Genomic DNA, 20,833 nt, shown 5'->3' with positions numbered 1-20,833 from the left:
GGCGGTGCCAGCCCTAACGCTGATCCCCAACCCCGACGCCGACATAGGTCTCAAATCCCGATCCCAGAACCATCGTCGACGAGTAGATATTGCGCAAGTCGACCATGCGGGGCGATTTCATCGTCTCCGCCAGCTCGCTCAGGTTCAGGGCGCGGAACTCGTTCCATTCTGTCAGCAAGACAACAACGTCCGCATCTTTGGCCGCGGCGTAGGGATCATCCATCCACTTGACGCCAGGAAGCAGCGCTTCCCCCTCGGCACGGCCTTGCGGATCGACAACGCGGACCTGGGCACCGCCACCGATCAGGGCGGGAACGATAGTCAGGGAAGGTGCGTCGCGCATATCGTCGGTGTTGGGCTTGAAAGTCACACCCAGAACCGCCACGGTCTTGCCATTGAAGCTGTCATCGCAGGCATCCCGGATCTTCTCGATCATCCGCTTCTTGACCTCATCGTTCACACGAATGACGGTTTCGGTGATCTGCATCGGGTGGGCAAAATCCTGTCCGATCCGGGCAAGTGCAGCGGTGTCTTTCGGAAAACACGAGCCGCCATAGCCAGGGCCTGCGTGCAGAAACTTGTTGCCGATCCGCCCATCCAGACCAATACCGCGCGCCACCTCTTTGACATCGCCGCCTGCCCGCTCGCAAAGACCGGCGATTTCATTGATGAACGTGATTTTGGTCGCCAGGAATGCATTCGCCGCGTATTTGATCATCTCGGCGCTTTCTAGATCAGTGGTCAGGATCGGAAAGTCACGCAGATAAAGCGGGCGGTAAATCTCGGCCATGACATCCGCCGCTCGTTCGCTTTCGACCCCTACGACAACACGATCCGGGCGCATAAAATCATCAATTGCAGCGCCCTCGCGCAGGAATTCGGGGTTCGATGCGACGTCGAATTCCGCCTTCGGATTTGCACCCGAGACAACTTCATGAACCTTGCGGTTGGTGCCGACCGGGACAGTCGATTTGGTTACGACAACCGTATATCCGGTGATGGAATGAGCGATTTCTTCGGCGGCGGCCATCACATAAGTCAGATCAGCGTGCCCGTCCCCGCGTCTCGTAGGTGTGCCCACAGCGATGAACACCGCGTCCGCGCCGTCGACCGCAGCGGCCAGGTCGGTGGTAAAGGTCAGGCGGCCAGCAGCCACGTTCTTAGTCATGAGCACATCAAGGCCCGGCTCGTAAATCGGCACCTCTCCATCCTGAAGCATCTTGATCTTGCGATCGGATTTATCGACGCAAATCACATCATGGCCAAAGTCCGAAAAGCAAACCCCGGACACCAAACCGACATATCCCGTGCCAATCATCGCAATGCGCATTTATCGAATTCCTTCCTTTGGGTTTCGCCAGTGGCGTATTTCATGGTCTCTTTCAACCGCTGAATTGAGAGCTTTTAGGGCTCGATAGTTACAACCGCTTAGGCATTGCCGGCTTGCTTTCAACAACAGCTCGGCACTTCTGAGGTGTTGCGGGCGATAGGGCAAAATCATCAGACTGTTTCTTGGCGACCGAATATGCTTGTTGTGGTGAATTGTTCAAGTGCTGTTCGTGGCTTGCGTTGAACTGGCTATCTGGTCTCGGCGAAGAACGGCGTGTTACGATCAAGATTCGTTGCCAGATCGGATTTCCGACGATGACATTCGTTCGACCGCAGGCGCGCATTCTCAATCCTAAACGTAATATCAGGCACTTCTTCGCTTCAGCAGGCGTTGGGCATAGCCAGAATGCGAAGCTTCATATAGTCTCACAATCAGTTTTCGTGGTGTCGAGCGGCGGCGCGTACAATCTGTTAATTATTTTAAGGCTTCGCGATGGGGGGCATGTTCTCGTTTTTGGGTTCCGGAGAAGGCGTTGGCCTTAAATCTCCACGCCGCATGAGCGCCGGTCGCGGAGCGCGCTGATGGTGCTGCACCCCACTGGCCCGGAAACTGATCTTGGCGCGATGGAGCACCGCCATCTGACTGTCATGATGGTGGATCTTGTCGAGTCCACGGTATTGGCTCAAATGCTTGAGCCCGAAGATTTGCTGTCTACGACATTACGTTATCATAAACTGGTCGAACAAATTGCCGTTGAGTTCGGGGGCAGGGTGCTGCAGATCGTGGGCGACGGTATCCTCGTCGCCTTTGGTTGGCCTGCTGCGTCTGAAAATAATGCCGAGCGCGCTCTACGCGCTGCGCTGCGCATCCATACTGATCTGCCCGCAATGGCGGGTCCGCTCGATCTCAGGTGCCGGATTGGGATCGCATCCGGCGTAGTGCTTGTCGGGGACATCGCGCTTGGGACCAATATTCAGCCCGACGCGATTTTTGGATCGACGCTAAATCTTGCGGCACGTCTTCAGTCGTTGGCAACCCCCGGTGGAACAATGGTTTCTGCGGCAACACGAGCGCTTGGGGCCGAACAAATGGAGTTCGAGCCGCAAGGCGTTCAGAACCTCGCGGGGTTCGACCGGCCTGTTCCAGTTTATCGATTGACCGGTGAAGGCAAGGATCAGGCACGCCGCCATAACCGCACCCCGTTGCTTGGCCGCAAAGCCGAACGCGGACAACTCCGCCGCGCGTGGAAAGATGTGGACGCTGGAAGAGGGCGGGTGATTCACATATTGGGTGAGGCAGGGATTGGCAAATCGCACCTGATCCGTGATCTGCGTTCGTCGGTCGGGCCGCAGGCATGGGTGACCTATCACTGCAGCCCGTTCCATGTCAGCACACCGTTCTTTCCCTTCATATCACAGGTCGAACGGTGGTGCGGCATCCACAATCAGGACGATATTGCCGCGCGTCGCAACCGGTTGTCAGAACATCTGAGCGATATTCTGGACGACGCGCAACTTCGCACGCTGTATTTCATTCTTGCCCCGGGCCCCGGCGACAGCGGGACGACCAGTGAGGACGAACTGCGCGCGCAGCTGAGTGACATATTCATCCGCGTCTACCAAAAACTCAGCCGAGAGGGGCCGGTGCTTGTCGTGGTTGAGGATATGCAATGGGTCGACCCATCGACCCTTTCGGTGCTGCGCGACGTGGCCGAGCATCTGACATCACTTCCCGTCCTGATGTTGATGGTTTCGCGGATGCCGGCGCCATCAGCGATCAAAGAGAGCATACCGTCTCTTGAGCAATTGTCGCTTCCACCGCTCGATGATGCGACATCGTCAGAACTGGCCAAGGCGGTCTCGGGTGAGCGCCTTGACGACCGCACCACGGCGCAGATTTTGGCGCGCGGCAATGGTGTGCCCCTTTTCATCAAGGAGTGCTCTGCCGCCATCGCTGCGTCGCCTGAACGTATCGTGGACAACATTCCCGCCACGTTGCATGACCTCCTGGCGCAACAGGTGGACGAGGTCGGAGAACTCCGACGTGCCGCGATCGAGGCCGCTGTTATAGGTGGTGCCTTTGGGGCACCTTTGCTGGCTCAGATCAGTGAACTGACTGAAGACGAGTCCGAAGACGCGATCTTTGGGCTCGCCGCCACGGGTATTTTGCAACATCTGCCCGGCGCGAATGACGACGCAGAAATGATCTGGCGGTTCCGCCATGAATTGGTGCGTGAGGCGGCATATCAAAGCCTTGTGCGGGACCGTCGCATTCATTTGCATCGACGCACGGCAGAAGCCCTTGCCGCCCAACCGGAAGCCGCCCGACAGCCTGAACAAATAGCGCGGCACTGGGAACTGGCCGGTGAAACAACGAAGGCGGTGGCCGCCTGGTCGGAGGCCGCGCGGCTGAACCTGAGGCGCCACGCAAATCGCGAAGGGGCTCAGCATGCCCGAAACGGATTGCGGCTGTTGGACGAGTTGTCCGCAGACCAACGAGATAAAGCTGAATTGAACTTGCAATTCCTTCTGGCCGCTGCCGAACGCGTGCATGTCGGTTATGGTGCCGAGCCCGCAATCGATGCCTTTGGGCGCAGTTTTGAACTGGCTGAAAAGCTGGGCGACAGACGTACTCTTGTGCGCGCGGGCAGGGGTCTGTTTACCGCTGCAATGGTCAAAGGTGATTACCAGAACGCCGAGCAATGGGGGCAAGCGATCATCGATGCGTATGACGATCACCACACCCGAATGGTCGGAAACTACATCTGTGGGGCCGCGCTATCCCCGCGCGGTCGGTTTCAGGATGCGGCAGCAGCTCTGGAACAAGCGGCGTCTCATGCGGATGCGCATCGCGCCGAAGCTGGAAACAGCCCCGATATTGCAGCCGTGATACAAATCGAGAGTATGAGCGCGCTGGTTGACAGCTTTCAGGGCAAAACTGAGGCGGCACTCGCCAAAGCCAAGCGGGCAGTTGACGCCGCGATGGCGTCGGGCCAGCCCTTGATCATCGCAAATGCAATGCATTGGTTGACCGAAATCCACATGCAGATGGACCACCCGGATTATGCGCGTATGGCCAAGGCGCTGAGCGCGGCTGTTCAGGACAAGGGCGGCCCTTATTACCAAGCTGTTGCGACGGCCCATCTTGCCGGGGCTGCCATCAGAACCGGCGAGGCCACAGAGGGCGTGGCCATGCTGCAGGCCGCTTGGGGAAGGATGCACGCAACGGGTGCCGAGGCGGCTGGCGTGCTCGTTAACGCCGAGCTCGCACGGGGCTATCTTGCTCTGGGTGAGATTCAGAAAGGGTTGGATGCGGTGGAGGCTGGTCTGACATGTGCAGAAAACACTGACGAGCGGAACTATGAGGCCGAAATCCACCGGATAAAGGCGGCTCTTCTACTGGAACAAGGTAGTCCGTTCGACGCGGCTGAGGCGGCTTTGCGTGAAGCTATAGCCGTGGCAAATGATCAGGGCGCGGCGCTGTATGAATTGCGCGCGCTGAGTGATCTTGCCTGCATCCGGCCAGCCGATACGGAAGTTGCCGCGCGGATTGCTGAGCTGGAAGAGCGCGCGGTCGCGTCTTAGGTCCCGCCGGGACGTCGACCTAAAGTGCAGTCTTCGGGTTGCAGGTCCAAGCCCACAAAACGCGCCACCTGCGAGAATGACGAAGTTTTCTTCAACAACTGAAAACCCTTCTCTGAAAAAGTCTCAGCTGAGTACAAGTTTTTGGACACCATCGGGTTGTTCATAAGCTGCGTGATCGCGTCATACGCCACCATCGATGTCATCAGATCGCCCATGATCACATCGCCCTTGTGCTGTTCCGCAAAGAGACCAGGGAACAACTCGACTCTATTGACGTCGCAATAGAGCCGGCTCAGGTTGGCAATCAATTCGTCCGCAAACGGCTGATCACCAACCATCTCAGTAAAGCTTGAATGCGGTTTGCGGCAGAAATGATGACGATAAGTGTTCAGCGACGGAAGACGCGCCTTACGCGTCAGGGCAATTGTAGCTTCGACAGGGGCAGGAGCACCGGGCGCAGGCCTTTGGAACAGGAAATCGGGCGTGTTGCGCAGCGACATGCGGGCCGCAGGTTGGCGCGACAAAGATCGGATCATTTCCGCCAAGCCCGTTTGTTCGACCAGTCGTGGATTGAACCTGAAGCCTTCTGGGCCAACCTGTGCGCCGTCGATTATGAATCGCTCGGGGATCATCGAATGCCAGCGGTAGAGCAAATTGAACTCAATCGCGATCTGGTTGGAATGATGCCACGGTTGCCAGCGATTGACGCCAACGGGTAGTTTGAAAGGCATATTGGCGATGTGGGCGATGTAATCCTCAAGCACAAGCTTGATCAGCAATGCGATCAAGGTGCAGCGTGTGGTCTGGAACACACGCTCTTTATCCCAGCCTGATATGCCGCGCTTTTCGCGCCACAACAGATCGGCAAAGGTGTTATGGGCGCGCAACATCAGTGTATTGATCGCGATATAACCTATGGTACCATTGCCATTATCGAGCCCGGTTGCATGAAAATCGAGCAGTAGCTGGTCAATCGCGTGATCGCTGAGACCCGGATGCGCCCGTTTCACCGCATTCCACAGCTTGCATGGATCGTGCAGGGGCTTTCCGTAATTCTCGCCAGTGGCAAGACTGCCATCAAAGGGGGGCGCAAGCTTAACACCACCGGATTGGTTCTTTTGAAACAGCTTCGGGGCCCACATCTCGCCTTGTGTATCCAGACGAAAGGCCAACCGGTGGGTTAATTCATTGGTATCGGGATCGCGTTCGCGCAGCATGTCGGTCTGAAAATCGTTCAGCCCGTAGATTTGGCACAGATCGACCTCGTGGTTCGAATCCGTCTGATCAACCGGTCCTTTCGCCCCAAAGGTGCGCAGGAAACTGTCGGTAAACCATTGTGCGGCCGAGATAAACAAAAGTGTCGATCCTTGCGGGCACATCAAGGTAAGCGGGCTGCCATCCATTTGTGTCCGTCGGCGAAAGAGATCAGCAACTTCGCTTTCCGACGGCAGGACGGGTGAGAGGTCTTCTGGCGTTGTATGCCGACCGATCCAGCGATGGGAAAACACGCCGGGCCATGTCGTGTAGTCTGCGCCCATCGTATAGGGCCGCGGTCGGTGGATCTTCGCGGCGTTTGCAAGCCTGATCGCGGCTAAATAGCTCGTAACGGGTGGGGAGATCTTGAATCCGAGTTTGATCAGATCATCAACGTCCAGCATCAATACATCTCCGTTTGGTCATCGATTCGGGAACCGGGCGCGGGCCAAGCTCAGATAGGTTCTGAGCCGGATCGCATTAATCGGTCCTAAAGGTTCGTGATCTGCCGTGACACGCCAGGGCGCGAAGCTCATCGCGTCTCCATTCTGCGGATCAAATTCTGCACCTTTGGGAATCGTGATATCCGCCACGGGCGTGACGGTATGATGGTACGGATCAAGAGGTGCATCTGGTTGCGGGTCGCATGCCCACCGGATGCGATTGTCGAGCACATCGAATTCGTCGGCCGGGCGCGGGGGCTCAATCACACACAGCTCGAAGTGATTATCTCCATCGGCCACGTCTTGCCGCAAACACTGCCCGATCCCATCTGGGTCGTCTACCGGATGTGCCGGAATTTTTGGTTTCGCGCTGCGGGCCAAGTATCTGACCGTTAGATCGGGGCCCAGCCGATACGGTGTTGTCGACCAGAAATGGACCTCAAAAGGCGAGTGCATATAGTTCGAGGCAAAATCACTCGCGACGCGAAACTGACGCTTGCCTTCACGAGTGAGGAAGGCGCGAAATCCTGCGCGCAGCCCTTTGGTGATCAACCTAAGGCTCCATTTTCGTCGCCCTTTGATCGCGTGCTGGACCGCTTGTAATGTGGCGACAAGCCTGCCCAATCGCTCATATTCATCGGGGACGTAGCTGGGAAACACATCCTGATCGACCAATACGAAATCGAACTCGTCGCTGAGTTGTGTGGTCCCCAGATGCGCAAGTGCCTCGGCGTCGATCAGCTTGGGGCCTGGCACGTCAAAAAGCTTGATCGCCATCCCGTGGGCATCCGATTTCCGGTCATCCAGATGCGCGCCGTTGGAAAAGCGAAGTGCGGCTGAATAGGCAGCGGGCTGTTCAAACAGGCCGTGACGGAACTGTTCTGGTAGATCGTTTCTGACAGTGAATGTTGCAGCCACGCACCCGTGACTGCGCCCATGCTGAGCCCTTAAGCGATGGCCTTTCCACCGTGCAACGGCCTCGAGATTGTGGTCAATGACATCATCAACAATATCCGGCGGCAATGCGTTTTGCGAAACATGCGTCAAAGAACCGTCTCCTTGGATAAACCCAGGCAATGATCAAACAGGGGTAAGGCGCTGACAAAGCTAAACCTCTAAATTTGTTCAGCTTACCTCAGATTGTCTAATTTCCAAACACACCAACTATGGACAGCCGTGGCCAGACAAATTCGGCGCGCAGCCCAACCCATTCGGTTGGTGCTACGGACACGTGGTTGCCCGCGCTCGATCCTCGACCAGAGTTGGGTGCCTTCGACTTTATCATTGACGTGTCCGGTGTTCTCGGGCACTCAATCGATTGATGGTTCCCGGTGGTGTTGCCGCGGGATGAAAAGGGAATACGGTGAGGTTTGCCAAAAGGTGCCAATTCCGTAACTGCCCCCGCAACTGTAAGCGGTGAGCAAGGCCAAACAGCCACTGGTCCACAGGGTCGGGAAGGTTGGCCGAGCGCGGACCCGCAAGTCAGGAGACCTGCCATCAGATGTTTAACCAACCCGGGGCGGGGCGTCCTGGAAGGAGGCTTTGATGGCGCGTCAATCGCGTGTTTACATTGTCGGCAGCTTCCGCATGCGCTTGGAAACAAGTGGAGTGGACCATGCCAGATACGCCTGATCATTTCATTCTAGTCTGCGAAAGCTGCACTGAAGGGCTGCCCCTTGATGAAATTTGCGATGCGTTGACCGGGAAATTACATCGCAGTTTTGCGATCCGCGCGTCGTCTTGCATGGCAGGCTGCGATAGTCCCAGAACGGTTGGGTTCCAGGCCGTAGGAAAGGCGCAATACCTTTTTGGTGGCATTCAGACCGCGGATGAGGTGCAGGCGCTGGCTGAGTTTGCAGCGCAGTATCGTGAAAGCCCGGATGGCTGGACAAATGCCACTGATCGCCCGCAGGCGTTGTTCAATAAAACCCTCTCGCGCATGCCGCGGATCGAACAGGGGGCATCGCAATGACGTTGCGACCCTTTCTGATTGCCGAAAACCTTGAGTATTATGCCCTTAACGGAGATGTCCTGTTGCAGGGCGTCTCGTTCGAGTTGGACGAGGGTTCCATTCTAGCCATCGCCGGCCCGAACGGGGCGGGGAAAACGACGCTTCTCAATCTGTTGTGCGGCGCTGAGCCGCTGGCACTTGGCGATGTTCGGATCAAAGGACGCAGTCTGAAACAGCTCTCCGCCAAAAAGCGTGCGCGCATGATCGCAGTGGTAGGTCAGCAGGAACTGCCCGATGGACGCTTGGCGTTACGCGATTATGTTGCGCTGGGGCAAATACCCATCCGTGCGGACCGCTCTACCGAAGGCCACGCGCAAGAGCTGGACCGGATTTTAGACCTGACCGGTCTCGCCAATCTCGCGGACAAGCGCATGGCCCAACTGTCCGGAGGCGAACGTCAGCGTGCCCATATCGCGCGTGCTTTGGCGCAGAACCCTTCGTTGCTGTTTCTGGACGAACCGACCAACCATCTGGATCCTGATGCAAAAGGGCGGATGCTGTCTTTGGTCGCCGAGCTTGGGATCACCGTGGTCATGATTGTACACGATCTGGTCATGATCCCCGAATTCGCCACACACGTGGCGCTGATGAAATCGACCCGTATGATCGAGTTTGGGTCGGTGGACAAGGTGCTGACACCCGAAAGAGTCCGCGAAACTTTTGGCGTTGATTTCCTCTGCTTTCTCCACGAAGGCCGCGTGATCCCGGCGCTTGATATTCGAAGAACCACAGTCTCAACTTAGTCGAAGGAACACACTGAGATGAAATACATCTGGCCCGTGGCGTTTGCCACCGCCATGGCAAGCGGTGCTGCTGCGCAAGAAGTCACCGTAGACAACTGCGGCGAACCACTGGTTTTTGATACCGCGCCCGAGCGCCTGGTTGTGCATGACATGAACATGACCGATATGGCCTTTGCATTGGGTCTGCAGGACAAGATCGTCGGCCTGACCGGCATCACCGGCTGGTACAAGACCAGCCCTGATTTTGATGCTCTGCGCGGCGACATCCCCGAGCTTGCGCCGAAATATCCGACCGTCGAAAACCTGGTGGCGGTTGAACCCGACCTGTTCTTTGCAGGTTGGTACTATGGCATGAAGCCGGGTGGTGATGTGACCCCAGATACATTGGAACCGTTCGGAATCAAGACCTTGGTTCTAACGGAAAGCTGTGTCCATCTGGACAAGGATCGCCCCGAAGCCAGCATGGATCTTCTGTTTGGCGATGTGTTGCGCTTGGGCAAGGTGATGCAAGTCGAAGACAAGGCCGAGGCTCTGGTCTCGGGCTGGAAAGAGCAGCTGGCAGCGATCGATGCCAAGACTGCTGAACTGCCCAAGCCCCGCGTCTTTCTTCTGGATGGTCCTGCAGATGCTCCGTTTACCGCCGGTAAATTCGCGATTCCCGATGCGATGATCACAGCCGCTGGTGGTGAAAACGTCACTCATGACATGGACACGAGCTGGGGCCGCACTTCGTGGGAGGCCGTTGCCGCATCGAACCCGGAATTCCTGGTTTTGTTGGATTATCAGACCGGCAATGGCGCCGAGGACACCTTCAAGTTCCTGCAGGAACATCCCGTCATGTCGCAGACTGATGCCGTCAAGAACGAACGCTGGATCGGATTGCGCTACGAAGAGCTGACGCCCGGACCGGCAAATATCGAAGCGATCTCGAAGATGGCGCGCGCGATGCATCCGGGTCAGAGCTGATATGGGCGGATTGGGCCTGACGTTGTTGCTGGGGGCGGTCGTTCTGGCCGCCCTTTTGCTGATTTCCACAATCTACGGCACAACCTCGATACCTTTGTCCGAGACCTTCACCGCGATCTTGCGCGGTACCGGGTTGCAGGACGGAGAGATGTCGCCGCTGCATAGGATCGTATTCGACCTGCGATTGCCCCGCGCGTTGTTAGCAGCCGTGATCGGTGCCGGGCTGGGCATCGTTGGCGTGGTGCTGCAAACGACCACACGTAATGACCTTGCCGATCCATTTCTGTTCGGCCTGTCCTCGGGCGCGGCAGCGGGGGCGGTGTTTGTAATTACCGTGACCGGAGATATTCTGGGTTTCTGGACTCTGCCTCTGGCGGCCTTTTGCGGCGGTCTTGTGGCGTCGGGCATCGTGCTGGCGCTGGTTCATGGGCTTCGCACCAGCGCACCGGAAAAGCTGATCCTTGCGGGTCTGGCTGTGTCATTTTTGTTTTCGGCCATCACCAACTATCTGATCTTCGCCGGTGATAGCCGCGCCGCCCATTCTGTCATCTTCTGGATGCTGGGGGGGCTGGGCCTGGCCCGTTGGGAGACGTTCCCGCTGGTGTGCATCGGTCTGCTGCTGATCCTGAGCTATTCGCTTTATCGCAGCCGCTGGTTGGATGCGCTGCTGACCGGGGATTTGACTGCCGCAACTCTGGGTGTGCCGGTTCGGGGTCTGCGGTTCAGCATGTTTTTCACCGCAGCTTTGGCAACGGCCGTGTTTGTTTCCGTAGCCGGAGTGATTGGTTTTGTCGGTCTGATGGTGCCGCATATTGCACGCGGGATCGCAGGTCCCCTGCACAAAAACCTTCTACCTACCGCCGCTATGGTTGGTGCTGCCTTGTTGACCGGCTCTGACATTCTCAGCAGGCTTCTGCTGGCTCCGCAGGAATTGCCGGTGGGGATCGTCACAACTTCAATCGGATCGGTGTTTGTGTTCTTGCTTTTATTCAGGACAGCGAGAAATCAACGGTAAGGCCCTCGATCTTCGCTCCCAAGATATTTCGTCCTGATCAGGTCTGAGCCGAGTTTAAACCTTTCCGTCAGCCGCTTGGCCGAGCCACTTGAACACAAGCTTGGCGCGGTCGGATGAGGTGTTGTGCAGTTTCACGTAGAAATCCAGTTGCGATGAGATGGTTTGCGGCAACAGTCTGACCAGTTTTCCGGATGCGGTCAGCTCCGAGGTCAGTCCCTCCCATCCCAGCACTGCGCCCATATCGTCCTGAGCGGCCTGAAGCGCGATCGTGTAATTGTTGACCCGATGCGCGGAATTCAGCGGGCCTTCATAGCCGAGTTTCTGGGTCCAGGCACGCCAGTCGGTCCAGCCGGTATCCGGAGCGTCGAGATGAATTAGGGGGACCCTGGCAATATCTTCAACACGTTTGATGGGATTCTGTTGCGCAAACCTTGGGCTACAAAGCGCCATGATCTTGTCGTGAAATAGTGTCTTGAACATGCCCGTTTCGCGACTGGAATCGCCGTAATGGATACTTAGGTCGCATTTTGACGTGTCGATGCCGAGGTCGGTCACGACCTGCGTCACGGAAACATGTCCGTATTGCTTCCAGAATTGCGCAAGGCGCGGGGTGAGCCAAAGTGAACTGACAGCCGTGGTTGAGCGGATCGTCACACCTTTTCTGTCATATTGACGCCGCAACTGCCCAAGTGCTTCGCTGATGCCTTCCAGACCACGTTGAAGGGCAACAAGAAGATAAGCACCGCTTTCAGTAAGTTCCACGCCGCGATGATGGCGCAGAAACAGCGCGCATTGCAGCTCGTTTTCCAGCGCTTTGACCTGATGGCTGATTGCGGCCGGCGTGACGTTCAGCTCTTCTGCAGCGGTCTTGAAGCTTACATGCCGCGCAGCAGCCTCAAAGCTGACAAGCGAACTTACAGGTGGAAGATCGTAGGGCCTGTTGAGCAAGGTGATTTGACCTGTGATGGTTTGTACATCCAATATTATATAAGCACTATCCGAAGATCAGGCTTAGCTGATCTTATTCAAAGTGAATCTTTTTGCAATTGCCCGCCAGCGGTTCACGGTGAAAATTCGCCACAACCGTTTGAGACATGATCAATGGATGTATCAAAGGTCCTCAAGACCCTTGGCGTTCATATCGATCTTTCCTAATGCAATGCGACCCCCGGTTGGTCGTGCACAAGTTGAAGGAGTTGCAGTATGCAGTCACATGCAAAAGTCGTGGTTGTCGGAGGTGGGTGCGTCGGTGCGTCAATTCTGTACGGGTTAACCGAACATGGGTGTTCCGATGCCGTTATGCTGGAGCGCACCACACTGACCTCGGGTTCGACGTGGCATGCGGCTGGTTTGCTAGTGACCTTTGTGCGGTCGCACAACGTGTCGAAGATGACGATGGAAACCATCCGCATCTACACCGAGGTGGAAGAGAAGATGGGCAGTTCGGTCGGACTGCGTAAGGTAGGACAGCTGCGGGTGGCTAATACCGAAAAGCGCTGGGATGAGTTCCAGTCCTATATCTCGATCGCCGAAGCCGCCGGCGTGCCTTGTAAGCTGCTGACGCCAGAGGAGATTGCTGAGGTTCATCCCTTGCTGAACCAAAGCCCGGATATTCGGGGTGGTATCCTGCACACGGAAGACGGCTATGTGAATCCCGCCGACATTACCATGGCATTGGCCAAGCTCGCGCGGGATACCGGCGCCAAGGTATACCAGAACACCGAAGCGCAGGCTTATGAGAAGCTGGACAATGGCCACTGGAAAGTGACCACCAATCAGGGTGAGATCACCTGCGAGCATCTGATCTTTGCCACCGGCAACTACGCCCGCGAAAATGCGCGCCGCGTGGGGCTGGACCTGCCATGTATCCCGATCGTTCACCAGTATTGGACGACCGAGACGGTGCCGCTGCTGAAAGAGCGCCGGGCGCAAGGCTTGCCCGAATTCCCGATCCTGCGGGATGAAGATTACGGCGCTTATCTGCGCGAAGATGTGGGCGGGATCCAGTTCGGGCCGTATGAATTCACCAAAGACCTCAAACTATTCGCCGAGGATCGTGTCCCGCCCGAGTTCGGAGCCGATCTGTTGCCCGAGGATTTTGATGCCGTGGAAACCCAATGGGAACGCGCCATCGAACGTGTGCCGACCTTGGGTGAGGTTGGGATCAAGGCCAACACCCGTGGCCCGTTCCAGATGACCCCGGACGAGCTGCCTCTGGCCGGACCCGCACCGGGGCATGAGAACCTTTGGCTGGCCGAAGGCATGCCTGGTGGCATCCTCTGGGGCGGCACCGTTGGAAACCGTTTGGCCAAATGGATCGTCGATGGCGATCCGGGCATGGATATGTCGGAGCTCGACCCGCGTCGATTCTCGGACTACGCCTCAAAACGTTGGACCATGGATAAGGTGCGCGAGACATGGGGCACCCATATGGATGCGCATGTTCCGGGTGAGGATTTCCCGGATGCGCGCCCGATGAAGACCATGGGGTCATATGATCTTTTGACTGCTCAGGGCGCGGTTTGGACCAGCTTTAACGGCTACGAATTTCCTCGCTGGTTTGCCAAATCGCCCGAAGAGGCGATCCCCGAACACAGTTTCCGCCGCACCAACCATATGGAGCGTGTTCAGGAAGAGGTGCGCACCACCCGTGAAGAGGCTGGCTTCATCGAAATGTCGCCGATGACCAAGTTCACAGTGCGCGGGCCGGGTGCCGCCAAATGGCTGGATAGCCTGATGGCCAACAAGCTGCCCAAGGTGGGCCGCATGACCTTGTCGCTGATGTTGAACGACAAGGGCGGCATGGATGCAGAGTACACAATCGTGCGCTATGCCGACGACGATTTCTACCTGATATCGACGCCGAACTGGCGAGCCTACAATTGGGATCAGTTACAGCGCGTGCTGCCAGGTGATGGCTCGGTGGTGATCGAGGATATCTCAGAACAGCTGGGCGTGATCGCACTGGCCGGGCCCAAGGCACGGGACATCCTGCAACCATTGACCGATAATGATTTGTCGAACGAAGCATTCCCATGGCTGTCGGCACAGATGGGCGAGGTGGGCTATGCCAAAGGCGTGCACTTGTTGCGCGTCTCCTACACCGGTGAGTTGGGATGGGAATTGCACCACCCGGTCGGGTACAATCGCCACCTCGTTGATTTGCTGCTGAAATCGGGTGTGAAACCCTTCGGGCTTGAAGCGTTGGAGTCGATGCGGCTTGAGAAATCCTATCGCGCGATCAACCGCGAAATCTGCAAGGACCTGACCCCATATGAGGCCGATTTGGGCCGTTTCGTTGCAATGACCGAGAAGATCGGCGGGCAGGTGGCCGAACGCGATTTCGTCGGCAAAGCCGCGCTGCAAAAGCAGCAGGAGCAGGGTGGATACAACACACTGGTCACACTGAAGCTGCCGTTCTGCGACACCTCGGTGATGTTTGACGAAGGTGTCTATGCCGATGGCAAGCTGATCGGACGCGTCACTTCGGGCGGGTTCTCGTATTACTGCAACCACGACCTTGCGATGGCGCTGGTTCCATACGAGATGACGGCACCCGGCACCAAAATGCAGGTGCTCATCCACAATGAAATGCGCGAGGCAGAAGTGATCGAAACCTGCGCCGTTGATCCCACCAGCGCCCGCGCGCGCGCCTGATCAGGAGGATTTGAGATGGCAGAAGTCAAAGCACGCTCGGGCCGTGGCGGTGGACGTGCCGCGCGGGTCAAGGCTCGCACCAACCCGCCCCCTGTCTACTTGTCGACGCTGAACCGCAAAGTTGGTCCGATTGATCTGCTTGGTCCCGAAGGCGTTGAGAAAATCCACAACGCGGCCATGACTATACTTGAAACCACAGGGATTGAGTTCCGCGATCCGGTGGCCTTAGCTGATTGGAAGAAGTACGGTGCGGATGTGCAGGGTGAGCGAGTGCGCATCGGGCGCGAGATGCTGATGGACCTGATCTCGGCCGTTCCCTCGGAATGGGGCTATGCCGCGCGCAACCCGGAACGCTCGCTGCGGGTGGGCAATCGGCATTCGGTCTTTGCCAATGCGTATGGCGCGCCATTTGTCTATGGTCTGGATGGTGTGCGCCGCCCTTCGATGCTGGAGGATGCGCATAACTTCTTCAAACTCAGTCAGATGAGTCAGTCGATGATGGTACCGGGTATTTTGCCGGTCGAGCCGCAGGACGTACCCGTCCCGCAACGCCACCTGGAGCTGGTCCATGCCGCACTGACGCTGACCGACAAACCGATCAAGGGTTCAGTTCTATCCGAGCAGGCAGCGTTGGACTCGGTAGAGATGACTCGCATCGTGTTTGGTGAGGAGTTTGTTGACAACAATGTGGTGATGGCAGCCCTGCTGAACTGCAACACACCGTTGGTCTGGGATGAGACCATGTTGCAGAGCCTGCGCGTCTATGCCGCCGCCAACCAGCCCTGCCTGCTGTCGCCCTTTGTTCTTGCCGGGGCGAGCACACCTGCAAGCCCGCAGGGTGGTGTCGCGCTGCTGATTGCAGAATCTCTGGCCGGTATGGCCTACAGCCAGATCATCCGGCGCGGAGCCCCGATGGTGCTGGGGGTAGCAATCATGGGCGTTTCGATGAAGACAGGTGCACCGATGATGGGTTCGCCCGAACCAGGGCTGATGAACCTTCTGGTGGGTCAGATGGCTCGGTTTTATGGTGTGCCATGGCGGACCTGTACCATGTGGACCGGATCGAAATCCCCGGATATGCAGGCTGCGTTCGACACCGCAAACACCATGTGGCCGGTGCTGCTGGGTGGCGCAAACTACATCGTACACTCAGCAGGCTTCCTTGAAGGCGCGCTTGGGGTCAGCTACTCAAAATGGGTGCAGGATGCGTTGCAGTTGGAGAACTTCCACCGTTTCTTCAGCGGCCTGCAAGAAGAAAATCTGGACACGTTGCTGGGCGACATTGACAAAATCGGACCGGGTGGGCACTTCCTTGGTACTGACCACACGCGCGAAAACCCAATGCATATGAACCACTTGCAAAACAATGACAGTTTTGAACAGTGGGAGGCAGAAGGTGCGAAAACCGCAGAAACAGTTGGCACGGAAGAGGCGCAGCGTATGCTGAACACCTACGTCCAGCCACCAATGCCGGACGATCAGCGCGGGGCGTTGGATGAATTCGTCGCTAAGAAGCGGGTGGAATACAGCGCCTAAACAGATCTGCAAGCGGGCACTTATGTACCCGTTTCCTCAACCAACGACAGGATTAGGCACATGGCCGATAACTCGACGATCGCTCTCTCACTCGACGAAGTAGAGGAATTGGCAAAATCTGTCCTTGTGGCAGCAGGCATGGATGAACATGGCAGCACGGTTCTGGCCGGGCTTGTGCGGATGAGCGAGCGCGACGGCCCGCGTAGCCATGGGTTAAGGATGTTACCTGTTTATGCGCAGAGCTTTTCTTCGGGATATGCCAACCCCGAGGCCGACCCGATTGTCGAACGGATCGCACCGGGGGTTCTGCGCGGAGATGGTGACAATGGCTATTACCAGATCGTGGCCGCCAAAGCTCGAAACGAGCTTATTGAAATGGCGCGCGCGAATGGTATTGCCGCGTTTACTTGTGCCAATTGCCACCATCTGGGGGCACTACGTTTCGATACAGGTCCGCTGGCGGACGCTGGGCTGGTAGCGCTAGGTGTTGTGAACTCGCTCTCGATGGTGGTGCCGCAAGGCGGCATCCGCCCTGTTTTTGGCACCAATCCGATGTCCTTTGCTTGCCCGCGACCGGGTCGTGCGCCGGTTGTATGGGATCAGGCCTCGTCAATGGTTGCGCTGATGGACATCCGGATGGCCGCGGCCGAAGGGCACGAATTGCCACGCCCTGCGGGGCTTGACCCGAACGGTCAGCCAACCAGCGATCCCAACGCGATTTTGGAGACCCGCAGTCTGTTGCCGTTTGGCGAGCACAAAGGCGCGGCGATCGCCTTCCTGATCGAAGTTCTTGGCGCGGCACTGGCCGGTGGAACATTGTCCGTGGACAATGCCAACCGCGAAGCGCACGGTGCCTTGAATATCAAGGGCGGTTCAACGTTGATCGCGATTGATCCGGCGCGTTTCGGGAATGCCGCATTTGAAGGCTATGTCCAACGCATCTGCGCTGAGATTGAAGGTAACGGGGATGCCCGCGTTCCCGGAGATGGCCGCTTGAAGAACCGTGCTGCCGCCGAAGCGGATGGTGTTCGCGTCACGGCGGACTTGATGAAGCAACTTCGCGAACTTCTGTAGGGGTCCCAGTAATGGCACGGGTGGTTGTAATTGGCGGCGGCATCGTCGGAATATCCTGTGCGCTGACATTGCAGTCGCAGGGCCACGAGGTCACCGTCGTAGAACCGGGTCCGGTTGGTGAGGGCGCGAGTTGGGCTTCCTGCGGGTGTATCGCAGTGGGTGAGATCGTGCCGTTGTCGCAGCCGGGGATGCTGATGAAAGTGCCGGGCTGGTTGCTGGATGCCGAGGCCCCGTTGACACTGCGCCCGGCTTCAGCAGTGAAGCTGCTGCCGTGGTTTGCACGGTTTACCGCCAATGCGCGTCGCTCGAAAATGCGTGCAATCGCCTCCGATCTGGCAAGACTTACGTTTGCTGCAACAGCGGATTTCAAGGCTCAGCTTTTAGATGTAGGCCATCCTGAGCTTTTGGTCGAACGGCCGGTAATCAAGTTGTTTGACGACGACAATGACCTTGCGACCATGCGCGCAGCTTTTGAACTAGCGCGTGAGCTGGGTTGCACAATTGATCAAGTTACAGGTCAGGAAGCGCATGAAATCGATCCTGCAATAGCATCTGATTTCAAACATGCAGCTTTGCTTAGAGACTGGAGTTTTGTGACGGACCCTAAGGTATTGGTTGAATCGCTGACGCAGAGTTTTAGCAGCCGCGGTGGGGCAGTCGTGGCAGGAAGAGCAATCGGTTTTACGCAGGACGGACAACATGTGAAAAGCGTGAAGCTGAGCGATGGGCGATCGATCAGCGCAGATGATTTCGTCATCGCTGCGGGAACGCCGTCTAGAATCTTGGCCAAGACGCTGGGTGTTCAATTGAGGATGGAAGGGGTGATCGGATATTCGACTGCGTTGAAAGATAGCGGGGTCGAGCTCCGCCACACGGTGTTTTATGCCAAAGGTGGGTTTGGCATTACACCGTATCAGCAGGCGCTGGCAGTGGCTGGTACCGCAGAATTTGCCGACCTGAACGCGCAGCCGAATTGGAACCGAGCCGATGTGCTGGTCAGGCGTGCATGCCGCGTATTACCGGGTTTGAAGACCGATAGTGCGGAACGCCGGATGGGTCGCCGCCCGTTTACACCGGACACACGTCCGATCATTGGCCGCAGCAGGCGACTGGCTAACGTCGCCTTTGCGACGGGTCACGGACAGCTTGGCCTGACACTAGGCGCGACGACGGCGCGGATAATCGCAGATGTAATTGCTGGCAGATCACCGGACATCGATATAGAAGCCTTCAGCCCAGATCGGTTCTCGTCCTGAGCCAAAGCCCGCCCAGCTCTTTTTGAGCCACATGGGACGTCATCAGCAATGCGATCATCCAGCCAGTCACCACGGCACCTGCGGTGCCGAACCAGACACCAATTTCGTTAAAACCGAGCAGGCCGACGAAAATCCAGACAAAAAAGGCGACGCCAAATCCTTGACGATATAGGCTAATCCACACGGTCCAGATCGGTCGCTTCAAGGCTTGCAATAGCGAGTTGATGGAAAAAAGCATCATGTAGACCGGGAGGATCAGACTATCGACACGTAGATAGCTAAGTCCGACGCGGATCACTTCGGGATCGTCGGTGAAAAAGCCCATCATAAGGCGGCCAAAAATCCACAATATGGGGGCTGCGATGGCGGTCATGATGAACCCGACTTTCCAGCAATAAAACAGTGCCTCGCGTACCCTTTCATAGTCGCGGGCACCGAAATTCTGGGACGCGATGGGTAGCAGTGCCCCCGTGACCCCCAGCACCGGCAAAAGCAAAATCTGCTCAAGCCGAATGGCAATGCCAAAGCCAGCGATTGCGTGCTCTCCAAAGATTTTCAGGGCGAACTGCATGACGAAACCTGACAGCAGCATCACGAAGAAAGATGTCGCTGTGGGAAGTACCTGAACCGAGATCTCCTTGAACTTCTGTAGGCGCGGAATGAAGTTTCGGGGGCGCATGCGCCTCATCCTGCGGCGTCTGAGGACCTGACGGATCAGAAACACCATCACACCGGTCTGGCTGATCACCGTCGATACAGCGAGGCCATCAAATCCGATGCCCGGGATCACGCCCGGAATGCCGTAGATCAATAGGGGGTTCAGACCGATATTGGCAAAAAACGCCACCATGAGGGCGCGTTGCATCGATACCGCGTCACCATGTGCCTGAAGAATGCCATTGCAACCGAAGGCCAGAAGAAATCCGGGCAAGGCCAATAGGAGCCAGTGGAAATAACGTAAACCTGCATCGCGATAAGGTCCCGGTTCCGAAACCAGATTTATCAGCGCAGGGCCGTACCAGAGACCCGCCGCCGCCAGGACACAGGCTGCAATGAAACCATAGATCATTCCCTGTGCTGCAAAACGCCGCGCTGCGCGAGTGTCTCCAGCGCCTAACGCGTTGCCGACCAGCGCGCTCATCGCGGCACCCAACCCGACCCCGACCGAAATGGCAATGAAAAAAGCCTGAAACCCTAATGCCAATCCAGCCTGTGCGCTGGTCGAGAGAAGGCCGGCGAAGAACATGTCGACAACGTTGTAGAGAGTGTTGAACAACATCCCGATTGCGCCCGGGATCGCCAGGGTTCGGAAATGGGTCGAGATTGGCCCGCGCGTCAGATCAATTTCAGTTGGGATGGCCATATCAACTGGCCACTACGGACGTTCGGCCTGAACGGTCAGGAATACGAACTCTGGCGTTAGGACTTCTTCGAAGCCGTGATTCAGCTCTGCATCGACGCTGATGCTGTCTCCTGCTGAAAGAGTAAATCGGGCCTCGCCATACCGATAGATGGCCTGCCCTTCGAGAACCTGAACAAACACGACGCCATGGCCGACATAAGTGGGTGGCTGCCCCTCGTCGCGCAACAACGTGACACGACGGGCCTGAAAGCGCAGGTCCTTCCGGGAATGCAGCGCAAGGTTGACGTATTCGTGCGAATGGCCGCCCGCCAGTCGCGTAGACTTTAGCCCTTCGCCATGGCGAACCAGCGTATAGTCGGTGTGGTCTGTCCGTGCTTCGCGAAACAGCGATACGATTGGTACCTCTAACGCTTCGGCAAGTGCAGCCAGTGTATCGATTGACGGAGAGACCAACCCGTTTTCGATACGGCTGACCATTGCAGCCGAGATACCAGACTGTTCTGCCAACCGACGGGCGGATTGCTTGCGGCTTTGGCGCAGCTCCCTGAGCGAGGCACCAATAGCGCGATCAATCTGTCTTCCCGGCGTGTCATCGTGCATG

The 20,833-nt window shown here is 57.1% G+C and carries 15 protein-coding genes and 1 riboswitch; of the genes, 9 read left to right on the top strand and 6 right to left on the bottom strand.

Features of this window, described 5'->3' with window-relative positions:
• Positions 1–13: 13 nt before the first annotated feature.
• Entirely contained in the window at positions 14–1,330 is a 1,317-nt protein-coding gene (locus tag ACR0MP_RS20810) for a UDP-glucose dehydrogenase family protein (RefSeq protein WP_170406968.1), read from the bottom strand.
• Between the two features lie 581 nt (positions 1,331–1,911).
• Between ACR0MP_RS20810 and ACR0MP_RS20805 the strand changes: the two genes are divergently transcribed.
• Positions 1,912–4,914 carry an ATP-binding protein gene (locus ACR0MP_RS20805; RefSeq protein WP_480886664.1) on the top strand — a complete coding sequence of 1,001 codons (3,003 nt, stop codon included), beginning with the start codon at positions 1,912–1,914 and terminating at the stop codon, positions 4,912–4,914.
• Here ACR0MP_RS20805 and ACR0MP_RS20800 read toward each other — a convergent pair.
• Both ACR0MP_RS20800 and ACR0MP_RS20795 read right to left on the bottom strand, forming a co-directional pair.
• A complete protein-coding gene (locus tag ACR0MP_RS20800) occupies positions 4,911–6,572 on the bottom strand; it encodes a peroxidase family protein (protein WP_480886663.1) in 1,662 nt (553 codons plus the stop codon). The two genes, ACR0MP_RS20805 and ACR0MP_RS20800, sit on opposite strands and share 4 nt — an antisense overlap.
• 18 nt (positions 6,573–6,590) lie before the next feature.
• Positions 6,591–7,658, bottom strand: a complete 1,068-nt coding sequence (locus tag ACR0MP_RS20795) for a catalase family protein (RefSeq protein WP_170406978.1) — start codon at positions 7,656–7,658, stop codon at positions 6,591–6,593.
• Between the two features lie 258 nt (positions 7,659–7,916).
• A riboswitch (cobalamin riboswitch) is annotated at positions 7,917–8,124 on the top strand.
• 102 nt (positions 8,125–8,226) lie between these two features.
• Between ACR0MP_RS20795 and ACR0MP_RS20790 the strand changes: the two genes are divergently transcribed.
• The 4 genes from ACR0MP_RS20790 to ACR0MP_RS20775 are packed head-to-tail and all read left to right on the top strand — an operon-like array spanning position 8,227 to position 11,346.
• Complete coding sequence (locus ACR0MP_RS20790; protein WP_170406981.1) at positions 8,227–8,583, top strand: DUF1636 family protein; 357 nt, start codon at positions 8,227–8,229, stop codon at positions 8,581–8,583.
• Entirely contained in the window at positions 8,580–9,365 is a 786-nt protein-coding gene (locus ACR0MP_RS20785) for an ABC transporter ATP-binding protein (protein ID WP_170406984.1), read from the top strand. Before ACR0MP_RS20790 ends, ACR0MP_RS20785 begins: the two co-directional genes overlap by 4 nt.
• Before the next feature lie 18 nt (positions 9,366–9,383).
• On the top strand, positions 9,384–10,331 hold the full coding sequence (locus ACR0MP_RS20780; RefSeq protein ID WP_170406987.1) for an ABC transporter substrate-binding protein: 948 nt from the start codon (positions 9,384–9,386) through the stop codon (positions 10,329–10,331).
• Position 10,332: 1 nt separating this feature from the next.
• Complete coding sequence (locus ACR0MP_RS20775) at positions 10,333–11,346, top strand: FecCD family ABC transporter permease (protein ID WP_480886661.1); 1,014 nt, start codon at positions 10,333–10,335, stop codon at positions 11,344–11,346.
• Positions 11,347–11,400: 54 nt separating this feature from the next.
• Here ACR0MP_RS20775 and ACR0MP_RS20770 read toward each other — a convergent pair whose 3' ends face one another.
• Positions 11,401–12,294: a LysR substrate-binding domain-containing protein gene (locus ACR0MP_RS20770; RefSeq protein WP_170406993.1), complete on the bottom strand. Its 894-nt coding sequence runs from the start codon at positions 12,292–12,294 to the stop codon at positions 11,401–11,403.
• Between the two features lie 255 nt (positions 12,295–12,549).
• Here ACR0MP_RS20770 and ACR0MP_RS20765 point away from each other — a divergent pair, with 255 nt between their 5' ends.
• Genes ACR0MP_RS20765 through ACR0MP_RS20750 form a run of 4 tightly spaced genes read left to right on the top strand, consistent with a single transcriptional unit; the run spans position 12,550 to position 18,869 of the window.
• A complete protein-coding gene (locus ACR0MP_RS20765; protein WP_480886659.1) occupies positions 12,550–15,003 on the top strand; it encodes a GcvT family protein in 2,454 nt (817 codons plus the stop codon).
• Between the two features lie 15 nt (positions 15,004–15,018).
• The gene (locus ACR0MP_RS20760; protein WP_170393827.1) at positions 15,019–16,539 is read left to right on the top strand and encodes a trimethylamine methyltransferase family protein; all 1,521 of its coding nucleotides are present in this window, start codon (positions 15,019–15,021) and stop codon (positions 16,537–16,539) included.
• 60 nt (positions 16,540–16,599) lie between these two features.
• Positions 16,600–17,613, top strand: a complete 1,014-nt coding sequence (locus ACR0MP_RS20755; protein ID WP_170407000.1) for an Ldh family oxidoreductase — start codon at positions 16,600–16,602, stop codon at positions 17,611–17,613.
• Positions 17,614–17,624: 11 nt separating this feature from the next.
• Positions 17,625–18,869 carry an NAD(P)/FAD-dependent oxidoreductase gene (locus ACR0MP_RS20750; protein ID WP_480886656.1) on the top strand — a complete coding sequence of 415 codons (1,245 nt, stop codon included), beginning with the start codon at positions 17,625–17,627 and terminating at the stop codon, positions 18,867–18,869.
• Here ACR0MP_RS20750 and ACR0MP_RS20745 read toward each other — a convergent pair.
• Together ACR0MP_RS20745 and ACR0MP_RS20740 are read right to left on the bottom strand one after the other, a co-directional pair.
• On the bottom strand, positions 18,844–20,232 hold the full coding sequence (locus ACR0MP_RS20745) for an MATE family efflux transporter (RefSeq protein ID WP_170407006.1): 1,389 nt from the start codon (positions 20,230–20,232) through the stop codon (positions 18,844–18,846). The genes ACR0MP_RS20750 and ACR0MP_RS20745 overlap by 26 nt on opposite strands.
• A gap of 12 nt (positions 20,233–20,244) precedes the next feature.
• Complete coding sequence (locus tag ACR0MP_RS20740; RefSeq protein ID WP_170393837.1) at positions 20,245–20,832, bottom strand: helix-turn-helix transcriptional regulator; 588 nt, start codon at positions 20,830–20,832, stop codon at positions 20,245–20,247.
• Between the last annotated feature and the right edge of the window lies 1 nt (position 20,833).

This window comes from Ruegeria sp. K3 (assembly GCF_056531845.1).
This window is presented reverse-complemented; position numbering and strand designations above follow the sequence as displayed.